This is a genomic window from Stenotrophomonas sp. SXG-1 (assembly GCF_014083965.1).
Classification (GTDB): Bacteria; Pseudomonadota; Gammaproteobacteria; order Xanthomonadales; family Xanthomonadaceae; genus Stenotrophomonas; species Stenotrophomonas geniculata.
Window position 1 is genome coordinate 2,156,554 of the sequence record NZ_CP046588.1, and the last position, 18,080, is coordinate 2,174,633.

16 protein-coding genes are annotated in these 18,080 nt (G+C 64.9%); all 16 read right to left on the reverse strand.

Annotated elements, in window-relative coordinates; genetic code table 11:
- Positions 1-121: 121 nt before the first annotated feature.
- Positions 122-1,540: a flagellar filament capping protein FliD gene (gene fliD, locus GOC52_RS09935; RefSeq protein ID WP_010485908.1), complete on the reverse strand. Its 1,419-nt coding sequence runs from the start codon at positions 1,538-1,540 to the stop codon at positions 122-124.
- 439 nt (positions 1,541-1,979) lie between these two features.
- A complete protein-coding gene (locus GOC52_RS09940) occupies positions 1,980-3,275 on the reverse strand; it encodes a flagellin (protein ID WP_053442974.1) in 1,296 nt (431 codons plus the stop codon).
- 86 nt (positions 3,276-3,361) lie between these two features.
- On the reverse strand, positions 3,362-4,603 hold the full coding sequence (locus tag GOC52_RS09945) for a flagellin (RefSeq protein WP_053442975.1): 1,242 nt from the start codon (positions 4,601-4,603) through the stop codon (positions 3,362-3,364).
- Positions 4,604-4,675: 72 nt separating this feature from the next.
- Complete coding sequence (locus tag GOC52_RS09950) at positions 4,676-5,911, reverse strand: flagellin (RefSeq protein WP_053442976.1); 1,236 nt, start codon at positions 5,909-5,911, stop codon at positions 4,676-4,678.
- Between the two features lie 396 nt (positions 5,912-6,307).
- A complete protein-coding gene (gene flgL, locus GOC52_RS09955) occupies positions 6,308-7,510 on the reverse strand; it encodes a flagellar hook-associated protein FlgL (protein WP_191851296.1) in 1,203 nt (400 codons plus the stop codon).
- Positions 7,507-9,387: a flagellar hook-associated protein FlgK gene (gene flgK, locus GOC52_RS09960; RefSeq protein WP_049436366.1), complete on the reverse strand. Its 1,881-nt coding sequence runs from the start codon at positions 9,385-9,387 to the stop codon at positions 7,507-7,509. Before flgK ends, flgL begins: the two co-directional genes overlap by 4 nt.
- 8 nt (positions 9,388-9,395) lie before the next feature.
- Positions 9,396-10,595 carry a flagellar assembly peptidoglycan hydrolase FlgJ gene (gene flgJ / locus GOC52_RS09965; protein WP_191851298.1) on the reverse strand — a complete coding sequence of 400 codons (1,200 nt, stop codon included), beginning with the start codon at positions 10,593-10,595 and terminating at the stop codon, positions 9,396-9,398.
- A gap of 1 nt (position 10,596) precedes the next feature.
- Complete coding sequence (locus GOC52_RS09970) at positions 10,597-11,727, reverse strand: flagellar basal body P-ring protein FlgI (protein WP_202909906.1); 1,131 nt, start codon at positions 11,725-11,727, stop codon at positions 10,597-10,599.
- An 8-nt stretch (positions 11,728-11,735) separates the two neighbouring features.
- Complete coding sequence (gene flgH, locus GOC52_RS09975) at positions 11,736-12,428, reverse strand: flagellar basal body L-ring protein FlgH (protein WP_191851300.1); 693 nt, start codon at positions 12,426-12,428, stop codon at positions 11,736-11,738.
- Positions 12,429-12,450: 22 nt separating this feature from the next.
- Positions 12,451-13,236 (reverse strand): flagellar basal-body rod protein FlgG, encoded by a 786-nt coding sequence (gene flgG / locus GOC52_RS09980; protein ID WP_005409571.1) that lies wholly within the window; start codon positions 13,234-13,236, stop codon positions 12,451-12,453.
- A gap of 102 nt (positions 13,237-13,338) precedes the next feature.
- Complete coding sequence (locus tag GOC52_RS09985; protein ID WP_019337418.1) at positions 13,339-14,088, reverse strand: flagellar basal body rod protein FlgF; 750 nt, start codon at positions 14,086-14,088, stop codon at positions 13,339-13,341.
- Positions 14,089-14,120: 32 nt separating this feature from the next.
- A complete protein-coding gene (gene flgE, locus GOC52_RS09990; RefSeq protein ID WP_191851302.1) occupies positions 14,121-15,344 on the reverse strand; it encodes a flagellar hook protein FlgE in 1,224 nt (407 codons plus the stop codon).
- 32 nt (positions 15,345-15,376) lie between these two features.
- Positions 15,377-16,060, reverse strand: a complete 684-nt coding sequence (locus tag GOC52_RS09995; RefSeq protein WP_010485894.1) for a flagellar hook assembly protein FlgD — start codon at positions 16,058-16,060, stop codon at positions 15,377-15,379.
- A gap of 23 nt (positions 16,061-16,083) precedes the next feature.
- Positions 16,084-16,491 carry a flagellar basal body rod protein FlgC gene (gene flgC / locus GOC52_RS10000; RefSeq protein ID WP_010485892.1) on the reverse strand — a complete coding sequence of 136 codons (408 nt, stop codon included), beginning with the start codon at positions 16,489-16,491 and terminating at the stop codon, positions 16,084-16,086.
- Positions 16,492-16,494: 3 nt separating this feature from the next.
- Positions 16,495-16,890 (reverse strand): flagellar basal body rod protein FlgB, encoded by a 396-nt coding sequence (gene flgB / locus GOC52_RS10005; RefSeq protein WP_010485889.1) that lies wholly within the window; start codon positions 16,888-16,890, stop codon positions 16,495-16,497.
- Between the two features lie 156 nt (positions 16,891-17,046).
- The gene (locus GOC52_RS10010; protein WP_049436370.1) at positions 17,047-17,991 is read right to left on the reverse strand and encodes a chemotaxis protein; all 945 of its coding nucleotides are present in this window, start codon (positions 17,989-17,991) and stop codon (positions 17,047-17,049) included.
- Positions 17,992-18,080: the final 89 nt, after the last annotated feature.

Genomic DNA, 18,080 nt, shown 5'->3' on the forward strand with positions numbered 1-18,080 from the left:
TCTCCTTGCGCGGGGTGCCGCCGGGCGATCGTGGGGACCGCTGCCGACGGCGCGGCGATGATTGCTGTTGCGTCCGTTATCGGTGCGTTACACGTCAAACTTGAGCGTCGCACGCAGTCCTTTAGCGGTTCAGCTGTGCCAGCTGTTGCTGCAATGCGGTGTTGCTCTGCTGCAGTTTGCCCATCAGGCTGTCCAATGCCAGGAACTGCTTCTTGTAGCGTTCCTCGACGTTCTTCATACGGACATCCAGGTCCTTGCGTCGCTTGTCGATGTTGTCCAGCGTGGTGTTCAGGCCCTTGGTACGGGCGACGAAGGCGCCCTCCTTGCCCGTGGTCGTACTGACGTAACCGTCGACCATCGTGTAGAGCTTGCCGGCGCCGCCGGTATCACCGGTGATCGCCGAGCGGATCTTCTCCGGCTGGCTGGCAAGCGCCGCTGCGAACTTGGTCGCGTCCAGCACCAGGCTACCGTCGGCATTGGGATAGCCACGGGTCTGCAGGCCGAGCTTCTTCGGATCCAATCCATCCGCGGACAGGTCCTTCAGTACAGCGCCCATCATCGAACGCAGCTGACTGGATGCGCCGCGCATCTGCGCATCGCCGGTCAGCGTCGCCGCTTCCTTGGTCTTGGCGTCGTACTTGGTCTCGGTATTGATGGCGGCGATCGCATCGTTGTAGGCCTTGACGAAGTCCTGCATCACCTTGGTGGCTGCAGTGGTGTCGGTACTGATCACGACCGTGCTCTTGCCCTTGACCTTGAGGTTCAGGGTCAGGCCTGGTACGGCATCGGTCACGGTGTTGCTGTCGCTGATCACCGTGACGCCATCAATGGTCAGCTCGGCATCGGCGGCCGCGGTGTTCTCCTGAAGGCTGCCAACCAGCGCGCTCAACTTCGGGTCGCTGCCACCGTATTCGAGCTTGATTGCATTGGCGGCGCCGGTCTTCTCCTGGGCGATCGACAGGTACTGGTTGTCGCCCGAAGCGATCAGGGTCGCCTGCACGCCTTCCTTGCGGCCTGCCGCGTCGATCTTGTTGCGCACGGTGGTCAGCGTGTCGCCGGCCTCCACCTCGACCTTCATCGTCTTTGCCTTGTCGCCCACACCAACGGTCAGCGTCAAGGTTCCGGCGCCGAAGGTGTCGGTCTTGGGCACCGAGGCGTTGGCAATCAGCTTGTGTGCCGTGGCGAGGGATTTCACCTCCACCTGGTGCGTGCCGTTGGCGGCTGCCGCCTTGGTCAAACCCTGGTCGTACAGTGCCACCGATGCCGACAGCACGTCGTCGGCATTGTTGGGTCCGGCCTTGCCGGTGGCGGTTACTGTGCGGGTGTCGAAGGCTGTCGTGGCCTTCAGTGCGGTCAATGCGGTCTTCAGCTTGTCAAAGGCCGAGGTGACGGTGCCGATTGACGACAGCTGCATCTTGGCCTTGGACTGCTGCAGGTTCAGCGCGTTGTCGGCGGGCTTGCGGTCGGCCGCCACCAGCTGGCTGACGATGTCTGAAATGTTCAGGCCCGAGCCGATGCCACCGTATCCAAAGCTTGCCATGTGATTCTCCTGGTATCGGGCCTGGCCGCTAGGCGCTGGCCCGTCGTCAACGAAAATAGCGGCCTGCGCCGCTGGGTCTTGAGGACTTCGTTGATGCATGCGCCGTGCCAATGGTTCGGCGCAGGTTCTGGCACGCAGATTGCAGGAGGGTTGGGGCAGGGTGCGGGGACATTCACCGCGGGCTGCCGGGGGTCTGCAAAAGACCCTCCCCCAATGCAGGGGAGGGATCAGGCTACTGACAATCGGGGGGAGACGAAGCCGCCCGGTACGTACAGTCAAAGGTACAGCGCTGAAAGAGAGGTCCGCAGGAGCGGGCGATGCCAAGCCGGTTCGGGAGTGTTCCCGGGCCGGGCATGGCCCGCGCCTTCGTGCATCGTGACTTCCGGGTTGCTGCTACCGTCGGTTTGACCCGACGGTAGCAGCACCTTCTTGCCGTGGATCAGCGCAGCAGGCTGAGCACGCCCTGCGGCACCTGGTTGGCCTGGGCCAGCATGGCCGTACCGGCCTGCTGCAGGATCTGGGTGCGGGTCAGCTCTGCGGTTTCCTTGGCGAAATCGGTATCCTTGATGCGGCTACGCGAGGCCGACAGGTTTTCCGTCGAGGTCTGCAGGTTGGCGACGACCGAGGTGAAGCGGTTCTGGATCGCACCGAGGTCGGCGCGGGTGTTGTTGATGGATTCCAAAGCCTTGTCGACGATCTCCATCGCCTTCTGTGCGCCAGCAACACTACCGATGTTGATGTCGGAGAGATGCGAGCTGCTGGCATTGGCCGTAACGTCAGTGGTCGTTGCGACCCCGGCAGCAAGTCCGGTCACTGCAAGCTTGGTGACGTCCGCGCCTGCCTTGACAGAGGTCAGGGTTATTGATCCGGCGACCGGCTTGTTGTTGGCATCCATCGTCTGCGCAGCCAGTAGGCCGGTCTCGCCGAGCTTGGCGTTCAGGGCTGCAGTGACGGCTGCAGTGGCGTTCTGCATGTTGCTGTCAGCAATCTTGGTGCGGGAAGCATTGCTTGCGTTCGCTGCGTCGATTGCATCCTGCTCAGCCTGTGTGGGGTTGGCCGGATCAGCGGGGGTTGGCGGTGTCACGACGGCCGGGACGGTAGCAGCGGAGTAGGTAATCTTGCCAAGGTCAATGTCGCCAACCTTCATGCCGGTGATTTCACCGCTGCTCAGATCGGCCGCAGCGGCAAAAACGATGCTTCCTTCGTTCGCGAAGCTGGCTGCACCGAGGGCGTTGGTCTTGGCATCAACTACCTTGTCGATTGCGATGGCCTGGCCCGCATTGGCGCCGACCTGGAAGAGCTGGCTGGAGAACGAACCGTCCAGCAGCTTGGTACCGTTGAACTCGGACTGCTTGGCGACGCGATCGATTTCGCTGACCAGCTGGGTCACTTCGGCCTGCAGTGCCTTGCGGTCGCTGGCCGAATTGGTGGCGTTGGACGACTGCACCGACAGCTCACGGATGCGCTGCAGGTTGTTGCCGATCTCGGTCAGCGAGCCCTCGGCAACCTGGGCCAGCGAGATGCCGTCGTTGGCGTTGCGGATGGCGACGTCGGTACCGCGGATCTGGGTGCCGAAGCGCTCGGAGATCGCCAGGCCTGCGGCGTCGTCCTTGGCGCTGTTGATGCGCGAACCGGAGGACAGGCGCTGGATGGTGGTGGCGAGCGAGCTGCCGCTGGTGCTCAGGTTGCGCTGAGCGTTCAACGACATGGTGTTGGTGTTGATGACTTGTGCCATGGTGCTTTTCCTTTGGCGAAGGTGGTACGTATTTCAGGAGCCGGGCGGCAGCTCAGCCGCCGCCCGGTGGTCGATCAAGGTGCAGATCAGCGCAGCAGGCTCAGCACGCCCTGCGGCACCTGGTTGGCCTGGGCCAGCATGGCCGTACCGGCCTGCTGCAGGATCTGGGTGCGGGTCAGCTCTGCGGTTTCCTTGGCGAAATCGGTATCCTTGATGCGGCTACGCGAGGCCGACAGGTTTTCCGTCGAGGTCTGCAGGTTGGCGACGACCGAGGTGAAGCGGTTCTGGATCGCGCCCAGGTCTGCGCGTGTGCTGTTGATGGCACCGAGGGCCTTGTCTACGACTTCCAGAGCCTGTTGAGCTCCCTTGACGCTATCGATGTTGACATCGGAGAGCATCTTCCCTGCCTTAGCTGGGCCGGCAGTAAGCGCAACGCTGCCGATGGCGACGGTGCCTGCGGCACCGGTAAGCGTGCCGGTGCCAGCGCTGACAGTCATGCCTGCGAAGTTGCCAGAGGAATCGATGCTCTCCTTGACGGAGGTGAGCGTGATTTCGCCGGCGTTGGCGCCAACTTCTGCGTAGATTCCCGCCTCACCGATCTTGGCATTGATAGCGGTGGTGACGGCAGCAACCAATGCTTTCTGGTCGTCTGCGATAACGCCCGTCGAAGTCACTTCGACCTTGTCAATCTTGATGCCAGCTGCCAAGCCGCCGCCACCAATGGTCAGGCCGTCATAGGAGATGGTCTTCCCCTTGTCGGCCGCGGCAATGCCGGTCGCAGTGATGGCCAACGTACGGTCGTCAAAGGCAGCATTTCCGAGTGCGTCGGCTTTTGCGTCAACCACCTTGTCGATAGCGATGGCCTGACCAGCGTTGGCGCCCACCTGGAACAGCTGGCTGGAGAACGAGCCGTCCAGCAGCTTGGTGCCATTGAACTCGGACTGCTTGGCAACGCGATCGATTTCCGACTTCAGCTGGGTCACTTCGGCCTGCAGAGCCTTGCGGTCGCTGGCAGAGTTGGTGGCGTTCGACGACTGCACGGCCAGTTCACGGATACGCTGCAGGTTGTTGCCGATCTCGGTCAACGAACCTTCGGCGACCTGGGCCAGCGAAATGCCGTCGTTGGCATTGCGGATGGCGACGTCGGTACCGCGGATCTGGGTGCCGAAGCGCTCGGAGATCGCCAGGCCAGCGGCGTCGTCCTTGGCGCTGTTGATGCGCGAACCGGAGGACAGGCGCTGGATGGTGGTGGCCAGCGAGCTGCCACTGGTGCTCAGGTTACGCTGAGCATTCAACGACATCGTGTTGGTGTTGATGACTTGTGCCATGAGGAGAGGTCCTTGAGCGGTTGCACGTGAGTTGGGTTAGACGCCCCCGACGTGCCCCGGGGGCGGCTCATGTCAGCGCTGCAACAGGCTGAGCACGTTCTGCGGTACCTGGTTGGCCTGGGCCAGCATGGCCGTACCGGCCTGCTGCAGGATCTGGGTGCGGGTCAGTTCGGCGGTTTCCTTGGCGAAGTCGGTATCGCGGATACGGCTGCGCGAGGCGGACAGGTTCTCCGAGGAGGTCTGCAGGTTGGCCACCACCGAGGTGAAGCGGTTCTGGATCGCGCCGAGATCGGCGCGGACGCTGTTGACCGACTCAAGAGCCTTGTCGACGATCGACAGTGCCTGCTGAGCACCCGCAACGGTGTCGATCTTGATATCCGCAACATGGACCGGGTTGGTTGCGGGACCGACAGTGTTCATCGCAACAGGGTCCGTAGCCGGAGCGACCGGCGGCTTGGTCACAGTGATGTCAGTCGCGTTTCCATCCGCCTTGACGGCGGTGAGCGCGACCTCGCCCGGAATGACTGCGCCATTAGCTGCAGTGGCTACTGTAGCGTGCAACCCGGTTTCGCCCAGCTTGTTGTTGATGGCTGCGGCGACGGCCTTGGCCGCGCGCTCCATGTTGGCGTTGTCGACGGCCGGCTCCGGGGTGCCGGCCACAGCGCGGGGGGTATAGTCGAACTTGATCTCGCCCAGGGATACATTGCCGACCTTCAGGCCGCTCAGCGTACCCTTTGCATCTTCCACATCGGTTGCAGTGAAGGCGATCTTGCCGGCATCGAGGAAACTTGCTGCCCCCAGCGATTCAGCCTTAGCATCCACCACGCTGTTGATCGCAATGGCCTGGCCGGCATTGGCGCCGACCTGGAACAGCTGGCTGGTGAACGAGCCGTCCAGCAGCTTGGTGCCGTTGAAGTCGCTCTGCTTGGCGACGCGATCGATTTCGCTGACCAACTGGGTCACTTCGGCCTGCAGGGCCTTGCGGTCGCTGCTGGAGTTGGTGGCGTTGGAGGCCTGCACGGCCAGTTCGCGGATGCGCTGCAGGTTGTTGCCGACTTCGCTCAGCGAGCCTTCGGCGACCTGGGCCAGCGAGATACCGTCGTTGGCATTGCGGATGGCCACGTCCAGGCCGCGGATCTGGGTGCTGAAGCGCTCCGAGATCGCCAGGCCGGCGGCGTCGTCCTTCGCGCTGTTGATGCGCAGGCCGGACGAGAGGCGCTGGATGGTGGTGGCCAGCGAGTTGCCGCTGGTGCTCAGGTTGCGCTGAGCGTTGAGCGACATCGTATTGGTGTTGATTACCTGTGCCATGGGGTCGTCTCCTCTTATATGGAACCCGTTGGTGAATGAAACGAAGCGCCGCCTGTTTTTTTGTGTGGCTGTGTGCTTCGTTGTTGCCAAATGAATAACGGCGCTTTGTCAACAACCTTTAGCCGTGAATTCCGCTGAAGCCGTAATTCGTTGCCGGAGGCTGTTTTTCCGGGGTTTTCCAGCCTTGGAGGGGCGTGAAGGCGACCCCGGAAGGGGCGGCTGGGCAAGCCCAGCCAGCGCTGATGAAGGTATCGGCGGGGGCCAGCCGGGCTTGATGGGCAATCACGGAAAATCCGCGGAAGGCAGGTCGGCGCGCCCGGCGGCAACGGGCCGCAGAAACGAGAAAGGCCGCGATGCAGGGCATCGCGGCCTTTCAGGAGTGACGCAGGGGATGCGTCAGCGGATCTTGTTGAACAACGACATCGACTGCATCTGCGAGAAGATCGTCTGCGCCGCCTGCAGTGCGGTGCTCTGCAGCTGGTACTGGCTCAGTGCGTCGGCGTAGTCCAGGTCGCGCATCTGCGACAGCGTGGTCTTCAGCGTCACGCTGTTGGCTTCACGCATGTCGGCGGCATTGTCCAATGCCTTCAGCTGCGCGCCACCCGCCGCACGTGAATCGATCATCCGCTCCGAGGCGCGCGCGATGTCACGCAACGCGCTCTGCAGTTCGTTCTGCTGCGCGCTCATCTTCGCGGTGGTACCGGTGTCGGCATCCAGCGCGGTGATCAGCTTGTCCATCGTGTCGAAGATGTCACGGCTGCTCGCCGGCTTCACGTTGAAGCTGTCGCCTGCGGCAGGCGCACCGGTGATCTGCAGGCGTACGCCGTTCACTTCCAGATCATCACCGGCCTTGTAGGTGCCGGTGCCGGTCACATTGCCGGCACCATCCAGCACTTCGTACTGGTTGGCGGCGGTGAAGCGGACGCTGAAGCTCTGGCCGTTCCAGCTGTCGCTGCCATCGCGGGTGATGTTGGTCAGCACGCCGTTGCCGGTGTTCCCGGCGGCGGCACCGCCATCGACGAAGCCATCGCCGGTGGGGATGCGCATGAAGATCTCGCTGCCGGGCAGGGCATCGCGGACGTAGGTATCGGGGCCAACCTCGATCTGGCGCTGGGTCTGGTCACCGCGGTAGACCACCTTTCCGTCGATCTTGGCGAACGGAGGATCACCATCGTTGGTGCCGCCGAACACATAGCGACCGGTGCCGTCCTCGGCGTTGGCCAGCGACAGCAGGCCGTCGCGGATCTGGTTCAGCTCGGTGATCAGTGTTTTCTTGTCGGCCGCGCTCAACGCGGGGTTGCTGGCCTGGATGGTCAGGTCGTTGACCCGCCCCATCAGATCGTTGACCTGTGCCAGGGTGTTTTCCTGCACACCCAGCCGGTTCTGCACGTTGCCGGCGTTGAGCTTCATGCGGTCCAGTGCGGCCAGGCTGCGGTCCAGTCCGACCGCAGCGCCGGCGCCGACCGGATCGTCCTTGGCGGTAACGATCTTGCTGCCGGTGGCGATCTGCTGCTCCAGGTGGCTGAGCTTGGCCTGCTTGGCCATCATCAGCGACACCGACTGGTTGTACATCATGCTGGTGGAGATGCGGCTGCTCATCGGCGGACGGCTCCCAGGATGGTCTGGAACATGCTGTCAGCGGTGGAGATCAGCTGCGAGGCCGCCTGGTAGGCCTGCTGCAGACGCAGCATGTCGGCGGCTTCCTCGTCCAGGTTGACGCCGGACACTTCATCGCGCGCTTCCTGCGCCTTGTCGTTGATCACCAGCTGGGCGTCCAGCGAGTACTCGGCCGAACGGGCCGCGGCGCCCACCTGGGTGGTGAGGCCGCCCAGCGCGCCGTTCAGCGTCACCGTGCCGGCGTTGAACGCCTTGGCGCTTTCAACCTTTGCCAGCTTGGCGGCATTGCTGTTGTCAGAGGACCCGGCCGGGGTCGGGGTGATGTTGAAGGTGTCGCCGACCTTCGGCGCACCATCCAGCACGAAGCTCCAACCGTTGGCACTGATGGTCTGGCCGGGGGTGTAGGTCTGCGGCGGGCCACCGTCGATGGTATAGGTGGTGGCCGAGGTGAACACGATGGCCGCCGGATTGCGCAGGTTGGCGTTGCTCGCGTCGGTCACGGTCACGCCGCTCAGCTTGCCGGTACCGGTGTTGGCGGTCGCGGCCGCACCCTTGACCGCCGCCGCGGCGGCAATACGCGACGGATCGGTGATGGCCATCTCCATGCTGCCGGCCACGCCTGCGGTGGGCTGCAGCAGGAAGCGGTCATTGGCCGATGGCGTGCCGCCGACCACCAGCTTGACGCCGTTGATCATCAGCGGGTCGGCAGCGGTGCCCGAACCGGTCAGCGGCACGCTGGCGCCGGTGTCGGCCCGGCTGGCCTTCCAGTTGGTGCCATCGAACTGCAGCACCACGTTCTGCGCGTCCAGCTTGCCCAGGTCGCCATAGGTCGCGCTGAGGCTGGCAGTGCCGGTATTGCTGTTGTTGGCGGTGACACGCGGGTTGCCGATGTTGAAGAAATCGCCGCCCATCTTGCCGTACAGGTCAACACCCTGGTGGTGGGCCTGGTTGAAGGTCTCGGCCAGGCCCACGGCCAGCTTGCCCAGTTCGGCCTGGGCCGGGGTCAGCACGGTGTCGCGGAACTCCATCAGGCCGCCGATCTGGCCACCGACGGCCTTCGGATCGAGGCGGATGGTGTTGCCCTGGGTTTCCAGGGCCAGCTGGAGGCGTTCGGGCTGGTAAGGGTCGGCCACGGTGGTGACCTTGGTCGCCGTGGTGCCCACAACCAGCGCGTTGCCGCCGGCGGTGTAGACATTCATGATGCCGCCGTCCTGGATCACCGCCGTGCCACCGGTGTAGCCGATCAGCTGGGTGATCAGCTGGTCACGGCGGTCGAGCAGGTCGGGTGCAGCCGTGGCGATGTTGGTGCCGATGGCGCCGTTGATCTGCGCGATCTCCTGCGCCAGTCGGTTGATCTCGGTGGCACCGGCCAGCAGGCCGTTGTTGACCTCGCTGTTGAGGTTGTTCAGGTGGGTGTTGAGCTGCACGAAGCGGTTGGCCAGGGCCTTGCCGCCGTCGAGCATGTTCTGGCGATCGGCGGTGCCGGAGGCATTGGAGGACAGGCCGCTGACCGAATCGAAGAAGTTCGACCAGACGCCGGAGACGTTGGTGGCAGGATCGGAGACCAGCGCGTTGACGCGGTCGGCCATGCTGGAAAGCTGCTTCAGGCGCGCCAGTTCACCGCTGCTGTCGAGCAGCCGCGAGATCGCCAGCTGGTCGGCGGTGCGGCGGATGTCGGTGATACGGGTGCCGTTGCCGACCGTGCCATAGCCGTAGTTCTGCGGATCGGCGGTGGCGAAGTTGACCTTCTGCCGGCTGTAGCCGGGTGTATTGAGGTTGGCCACGTTGTGGCTGGTGGTCGCCAACGCACGCTGGAAGGCGAGCAGGGCACCGGTACCGGTGGAAAGTACGCTGGACATGGGGTTCCTCAACGACGAGTGATACCCAGCGCCGCGGTTGCGGTGCTGGCGAAGGTCTGGCCAAGGCGCGAGCCGGCATCGGCGACTGCGCTGACGGCCCGCTCGATGGTCGGTCCGCCGGCGATCGCGGCGATCTTGGCCGCATAGCGTGGATCGGTGGCATAGCCGGCGCGCTGCAGGCCGCGGGCGAAGCCCTGCACGTCGGTGCCGGCCTGCAGGGCCTGCTGGTAACGCGGGCTGGTCTTCAGCAGGCGCACGTAGTCGGCGAAGCTCTCGGCCGGCGAACTGTAGGCGCGGAAGCTGGCGGTCTCGTTGCGGCGCACGCCATCGACATATTCATGGGTGCCGGCCGTGGCGCGCTGGCCGTTCCAGCCATTGGCCTTGATGCCGAACAGATTGTGCGAGGTGCTGCCGTCGGCATGCTTGATGTGGCGCTTGCCCCAGCCGGTTTCCAGCGCCGCCTGGGCGACCAGGGCGCGGGCATCCACGCCCAGCTCCTTGGCTGCGCTCTGTGCGTGCTGCCAGATGCTGGCTACGAAACCTTCCGGGGTGTGTTCGCCCAGCTGGGCGACGGCGGTGCGCGTGGCCATCGCATCGGCTGGGCTGATGGCCGTGCCGCGGTTGCTGGCGGTGGCCGCCCATTGGTCGCTGCTGGCGGCCCAGTCCTCGCCCTGCAGGCTGCCGATGTACGGATCCTCGGTGCCCAGCGAGCGGTGCATGCTGCTGCTCTCACGGCCGGCGATCAGGTCCAGGGCCTGCTCCATCGGCGCGACAGCCGCCTGTGTACCCTGCTGTGCACCGGCGGCCATCTGCTGCAGCAGGCGCACGGCCTGGCTGCCATCTTCCAATGGCAGCGACGGTGCCGGCTTGGCCGGTGCATTGAGCTGGTAAGCACGGCTGGCCTTGGCCGGGTCCACGCGGGTATCCAGCGCCGGACCCTCGGCGGCCTGCCCGGACAGCTGCCGGCTGATCATGCCCGACAGTCCCAGGCCCTTGCCGCGGGTCATCGCCTCGGCAATCTTCTGGTCGTACATGTCGCGGAACATCTTGTTCTCGCCGGGGAACAGCGAGTCGCCGAAGCTGGCGTCACGCATGCTCTTGACCAGCATCTGCGCGAACTGGCCTTCCAGTTGGCGCGCGACCTTGTCGATCTTGGCCGGATCGTTCTGTTGCGCCGGGTGCAGATCGAATGCGGGATTGATGCGCATATCAGATCACCTCGAGCTCGGCACTCAGGGCGCCGGCCTGCTTCAGGGCTTCCAGGATCGCGATGAGATCGCCTGGTGCTGCGCCCACGGCGTTCACCGCGTGCACGATCTCGTCCAGAGTGGTGCCGCCGCTGAACTTGAACATGCGGCTGCCGTCGTTGGTGGCGGTGATGGTCGACTGCGGGCTGGCCACGGTGCGGCCGCCGGACAGCGCATTGGGCTGACTGACGTTGGTGTTTTCCTGGATGGTCACGGTCAGCGAACCATGCGAGATCGCAGCCGGTCCCACGCGCACCTGCTGGCCGATGACCACGGTGCCGGTGCGCGAATTGACCACCACCTTGGCCGGCGCGCTGCCGGGGGTCAGTTCCAGGTTCTCGATGCGCGCCAGCAGGCCGATGCGTGCGCCCGGATCGGTCGGCGCGGTAACCGCTACGGTCACGCCGTCGACCGCACGCGCTGCGCCTTCGCCGAAGGCATTGTTGAGTGCAGCGACCATGCGCGAGACCGTGGTGAAGTCGTTGTTGTGCAGGTTCAGGGTGATGTCGCCGCCGTTGGCCAGCGGATCGGGCAGGGCACGTTCCACGGTTGCACCGTTGGGAATGCGGCCGACGCTGGGCACGTTCACCGAGACACGGGAACCATCCTTGCCCTGCGCACCAAAGCCGCCGACGATCAGGTTGCCCTGGGCGATCGCGTAGATCTGGCCGTCGGCACCACGCAGCGGCGCCATCAGCAGCGAACCGCCACGCAGCGAGACCGCATTGCCGATGGAGGATACGGTGATGTCGATCGGCTGGCCCGGCTTGGCGAATGGCGGCAGTTCGGCGTGGATCGCCACGGCGGCCACGTTCTTCAGCTGCGGGTTGACGTTCGGCGGCACGTTTACGCCCAGCTCGCCAAGCAGGTTCTTCAGGCTCTGCACGGTGAAGGGGGCCTGGCTGGTGCGGTCGCCGCTGCCATCCAGGCCGACCACCAGGCCATAGCCCACCAGCGCGTTGCCGCGAACGCCGCCGACCTGGGCCAGGTCCTTGATGCGCTCGGCACTGGCGGGCGCCGTCACGGCCAGCAGCATCAGCGCGGCGAACGACGCCACGCGGCGCTGCCAGGAGGAAGTGAGAAAGAGTTTCATGGCCATACTCAGAACGGCGTCAGGCCGGAGTTGAAGAAGCGGCTCAGCCAGCCCATCGCGTTGGACTGCGCGACGGGGCCGCGGCCGCCATAGACGATGCGGGCCTCGGCCACGCGGCTGGACGGAATGGTGTTGTCCTGGCTGATGTCGCCCGGGCGGACGATGCCCTGCACCTGCACCAGTTCATCGCCCTGGTTCAGCCGCAGGTTCTTCTGCCCCTGTACAACCAGGTTGCCGTTGGGCAGGCGTTGGACCACGGTGACCGTGACGCTGCCCTGCAGGCGGTTGCTCTGCGCGCTGTTGCCCTTGCCGGTGAAGTCACGCGCGCCCTTGGCCGTGGCACTCAGGATGTCCTTGCCGCCGAGGGTGACCGGCGCGCCGAGAATGGACGGCGTGCCCAGGCTCAGGTTCGATTCCTTGTTGGTTGCGGTATTCGCACTGGTTTGCGCGGTGGTGTTTTCCAGCAGGGTGATGGTCAGCAGGTCGCCAACATCGCGTGCGCGGCGGTCCGAATACAGCTGCAGGATCGGGCCGGCGGCATAGATGGCACCCGCGGTCGGCTGGGCCTGCGGCGGCATGATCGGCTGGATCGGTGCCATCGTCGGGTAGGGACGCACGTCGCCGGCGATCACGCAGCCACCGAGCAGGGCGGCCACGGCGCAGGCGAGGGCAGTGCGGGCGAAGTTGGAAATGGGCGACATGGCAGTTTCCCGGTTTGGCCGGTCAGAGCTTGTTGTTGAGGTAGCCGAGCATCGAATCGGTGGTGGAGATCGCCTTGGCGTTCATTTCGTAGGCGCGCTGGGTTTCGATCATCGACACCAGCTCTTCCACCACGTTGACGTTGCTGCCTTCCAGCGCGCCCTGCACCACGGTGCCGAGGCCGTTGAGCCCGGGGTTGCCGTTCTGTGCCGGACCGGAAGCGGTGGTCTCCAGGAACAGGTTCTCGCCGCGGGCCTGCAGGCCAGCCGGATTGACGAAGTCGGTCAGGGTCAGCGCACCCACTTCCACCGACGCCGCACCGTCGGCCATCTTCACGCTGATGGTGCCGTCGGTTCCGATGGTCACCGACTGCGCGCCTTCGGGAATCTGGATGCCCGGCTGCACCGGGTAGCCGCTGTTGGTGACCAGTTCGCTGTCCTGGTTGATCTTGAACGAGCCATCACGGGTGTAGGCCGAGCTGCCATCAGGCATCTGAACTTCGAAGAAGCCGCGGCCGTTGACCATCACGTCCAGGGCGCGGCCGGTCTGCTGCTGGCCGCCCTGTTCAAAATTCTTGGCGGTGGCGACCACGCGCACGCCGGTGCCGAGCTGCAGGCCGGTCGGCAACTGGGTCTGCGCCGACGAAGAGCCGCCGGGCTGGCGCACCTGCTGGTACAGCAGGTCTTCAAAACTGGCACGGTCCTGCTTGAAGCCGGTGGTGTTGGTGTTGGCGAGGTTGTTGGAAACCACCGACATGCGCATCTGCTGCGCATCCAGTCCGGTTTTCGCGATCCACAATGCCTGGTTCATCTTCGGTGTCCTGTCTGGTGAAGCCGGCCGCGTGGTGCGGCCCTTGAATGCGGGTGTGCAAGCGGTGTGCCAGCGCCGGCATCAGCCGGCGCCGGAATTCCGTCAGCTGCCCAGGCGCAGCATGCTGTTGGCGCTGCGCGCGTTCTCGTCGCCGTGCTTGATCACCTGCACCTGCATTTCGTACTGGCGCTGCAGCTGGATCATCTGTACCAGCGCGCCAGCGGCGTCCACGTTGCTGCCTTCCAGCTGGCCGCTGTGCACGGCCGTGCCCTGTGCCGGTGCGAACGGCTGGCGTGGGTCGGTGTTGCGGAACAGGCCATCCAGGCCACGCTCCAGGCGTTCATCCGGTGCCTGCACCACTTTGATGCGACCGATCTGTGCCATGGTCTGCGGGCCTTCGCCCTGCGGGATGATCGAGAGCGTGCCGTCGGCACCGATCTCCATCGCCTGGTAGGGCGGGATGGCGATCGGGTTGTTGTTGTCATCCAGTACCGGACGGCCGCTGGAGGTCACCAGCTGGCCGTTCGGCGTCACCGACAACGCCGCGCCGCGCGTGTAGGCCTCGCTGCCGTCACTGGATTGCACGGCCAGCCAGGTGCCGGTCTGCAGGGACAGATCCAGCGGCTTGCCAGTGATGTGCTGCGAGCCGGGCGTGCGGTTGAATCCGGCGTCGACATGCAGCGCATCCACCCGCGAGGCAAAGCCCGGGCCACGGATCGGGAAGGCTTCGGTATTGGCCAGCGCTTCCTTGAAGCCGGGGGTGTCGGAGTTGGCGAGGTTGTGGCTGAGCGTGCCCTGCGCCTGCAGGGAGGCGCGGGCACCGGTCATCGCCACGTAAAGGGCTTTATCCATGCGGGGAGTTCCGTGACAGGGTCAGCGCGTCATCAACGGATGTTGATGACGGTCTGGGTGATCTGGTCCTGGGTCGTGATCATCTGCGCGTTGGCCTGGAAGTTGCGCTGCGCGGTGATCATGTTGACCAGCTGCTCGGTGAGGTCGACGGTGGACGCTTCCAGCGAGCCGGCCTGGATCTTGCCGAGGTTGGAGGTGTCCGGCATGCCGGTGCGCGGCGTACCCGACTCGAACGTCTCCACCCACAGGTTGTTGCCCTTCTGCTCCAGGCCCTGCGTGTTGTTGAACGTGGTCAGTGCGACCTGGCCGAGGGGCTTGTCGTCACCGTTGGAATAGCGGGCATAGACCACGCCGGTTTCCGACACGGTGATCTCGTTGAGCTTGCCGGCGGCGTAGCCGTCCTGCTGGGTGTTGCGCAGAGCGAACTTCTCTCCGTACTGGGTCGAGCCGCTGATATCCAGCGTCATGTTGAGCTGACCGGCGCCGGTGGTCGGGGTGAACGTGCCGAGGCTGACCTTGCCGTTGGCCGGAGTGGTCAGCTTGCCGCTGTTATCGAAGGCGACCGCGGTCGGGGTGCCGGCCGGTTGGCCGTCCACGTAGTTGTGCACGGTCCACTCGTTTGGATTGGCGCCCTTCACGAAGTACGAGACCTGGATATGGCTGACGCCCAGCGAGTCGTACACGGTGATGCCACCGCTGGAATGGTTGTAGCTGTTGGAGTCGGTTGGATCGAAATTTGCGACCGTCGGCTGCTTGGCGTTGGCCGGCAGGGTGAAGCCGACCTTCACTTCGCTGGTCTGCTTCGGCGGGCTGTCGGTGGTCAGCAGCTGCAGGTCGACCAGACGGCCTGCATCGAAGTTGGTGCCATCGGCATTCGGCGCGAACACCTGCAGTCGCGCGCCCTGCGGGTTGATCACGTAACCGGCGGAATCGGTCTGGAAATTGCCGGCACGCGAGTACACGCGCGAGCCGTTCATGTTCATGGTGAAGAAGCCCTCACCGGAGATCGCCATGTCCAGGCTGCGGCCGGTCTGTTCATTGTGGCCCTGGATGAACTGCTGGGCGACATTGGAAACACGGACGCCCGAGCCGGTCTGGTTCTTCGACAGGCCGTAGCTGGTGGAGGCGAACAGGTCGGCGAATTCGGCGCGCGATTGCTTGAAGCCGGCGGTGTTGACGTTGGCGACGTTGTTGGCAGTGACGCTCAGGTCGGAATTGGCGGCATTGATGCCGGACAGCGAGACATTGAAGCCCATGGGATGCTCCTGGTAAGTACGGGGTGTGCGGCTCAGCTGACGCGGAGCACGTAGTCGATCGGGGCCGTGCCCAGGCCCTTGAGGTTCAGGTACAGGCCGTCGGAACCGACGGTCACGCTCTCCACCGGTGCCTGTACGTAGGTGGACAGCTTGGTGCTCTTGCCGGCGGTGTCGACGTGGTTGGCGACGACCGAGTACTTGCCCGGTTCCATGCGCTTGCCGTTCGCATCCTTGCCGTCCCACTGGAAGGCGGTTTCGCCGGCGGCTTTGGCTTCCACGCTCAGCGACGTGACCTTGGCGCCGTTGGCGTCAGTGATGTCCACGGTGATGATGCCGGCCGACGGCGCAGCCACCGTGCCTTCGACGCTGCCTTCCTTCTCAAGCACCAGCTTTTCCGAAGGCACCAGCACCTGGTGGCCGACCAGTGCCGCACCACGCAGCACCTGGTCGCTGGCCATCGATTCCTGGAAGCCCTTCACCGTCTTGTTCAGATCGGTGATGCCCTGCACGGTGGACATCTGCGCCATCTGCGCGACCATCTGCGTGTTGTCCATCGGCTTCAGCGGATCCTGGTGCTGCAGCTGCTCGGTCATCAGGCGCAGGAAATCGGCCTGGTCCAGCGTGTTCTTCTTCTTGGTGGCGTTGCTGTTCGGGGCGTTCAGGCCCAGCGCGGAATAGACGTCCTGGCTGGTCTGGTTGTTGACGGCGGTGGTCATGGCGGTATCCGGTGCTGCGGGCCTCAGCGGCCCATGGTCAGGGTGGCCAGGGCCAGTTCCTTGGCGGTGGTCAGCATCTCCACGCCGGCCTGGTAGTTACGCGAGGTCGAGATCAGGTTGACCATCTGCGCCACCGGATCGACGTCGGGCTGGTAGATGTAGCCATCGCCATCGGCCAGCGGGTGGCCCGGCTCATAGCGCTTGATCGGCGCAGCCTCGCTCTGGGTGATCTCCTTGACCTTCACCGAGGTGATGTTCGGATCGTTCTTGCTGGTCACGGCCTGGAAGATCGGCTCCAGCGGCTTGTACACGGCGTCGGCGGAACCGGCGACGGTGTCGGCGTTGGAGAGGTTGGAGGCGATGGTGCTCATGCGCACCGACTGCGCCTGCAGCGCGGAGCCGGCGATATCGAAGATCGGCAGATTGCTCATGGCTTATTGCCCCGTGATCGCGGTCAGCATGGAACGCACCTTGCTCTCGACGAAGCTGAGCGAAGCGCGGTATTCGAGTGCGGCGCGGCCATAGGCGGCACGCTCGGCATCGGGATCGACGGTGTTGCCGTCCAGGCTGGGCTGTACGCCGTCGCGCGCGATCTGGAACGGATTCAGGCCACTACTGATTTCGTAGTGCTGCTCGTTGGTGGTGGTCATCAGGCCGTTGGCATCCTGCCCCTGGGCATGGCGCAGGGCGGCATCGAAGTCCAGGTCCTGGGCCTTGTAGCCGGGAGTGTCGGCATTGCCGAGGTTGCTGGCGATCAGCTTCATCCGCTGTTCGCGCAACGGCATGGCCTGGGCGTGGACGCCCAGGTAGTCGGTAATCAGGTTGCGCACGGTGCACTCCCACGGGAACGTTGCCCGGGAAGCTGCAAGGGGTGTGCCAAAGCACGCGCGACATCGCGTCCGCCGGGCATGGTCCGGCGCTAGCCCAGGGGTCGGGGAGGTTGTGGTAGCGCCGGGCCATGCCCGGCGGAGACCCGTGACGCGGCCCTACGCCGCCATCGCGACCTTGCGCAGGCGGTCCAGCACGAAGTCAGCCAGTTCGTGAGGCGAGTATTTGGCGACGAAGGCGTTGGCGCCGACGCGCTCGACCATCGCATTGTTGAATACGCCCGACAGCGAGGTGTGCAGCAGCACGTACAGGCCGGCCAGGCCCGGATGGCGCCGGATTTCCGTCGTCAGCGTATAGCCGTCCATGGCCGGCATCTCGATGTCCGAGATGACCATGGCGTAGCGCTCGGCCGGGTTCTCGCCGGAGGCATGGATCTGAAGCAGGTGGTCCAGTGCCTGCTTGCCATCGGAAAGCAGGGTGGCGCCCACCCCCAGCTGGTCCAGCACGCTGCGGATCTGCTGGCGGGCTACGCGCGAGTCGTCCACCACCAGCACCTGCAGCTGCGGGCCGTCGGCCGGCATTGCCATCGCCGGGTCCAGTACTGCTTCACCGCGTACCTGGGCGATGTCGGCCAGTACGCTTTCCACGTCGATCACCTGGATCAGCTCGCCCTGGAAGCGGGTCACCGCGGTCAGGTAGCTCGATTCGGCGCCCAGTTCCGGCGGCGGGTGGATGTCTTCCACCGCGATGTTGACGATGCGCTCCACGCCGCTGACCAGGAAGCCCTGGATCGAACGGTTGAATTCGGTGACGACCAGATAGCCGGGCGAGGTGTCCGCATCGGGCTCGCGCTCGGGATGGCCGATCGCCAGCCCGAGGTCCAGCACCGGCACCGAACGGCCGCGCACGTCGGCCACGCCGGAGAACTGGCTGGGCAGCCCGGGCACCTGGAACAGCTCCGGGCGCCGCAGGACCTCCTGCACCTTGAAGACATTGACGCCAAAAAGCTGACGTCCGCCGAGACGGAACAGCAGCAGCGCCAGGCGATTGTGGCCGGCCAGTCGGGTCCGCTGGTCGATCCGGTTGAGCAGGTCATGGGACATGGCTGCTGTATCGGCGCCGCAGTGGCGGAACTTGAGGGCGCTCTGCCGCCCGCGTGGTCCGCACCGCAATTGTGGCGTCGCGCCATGTT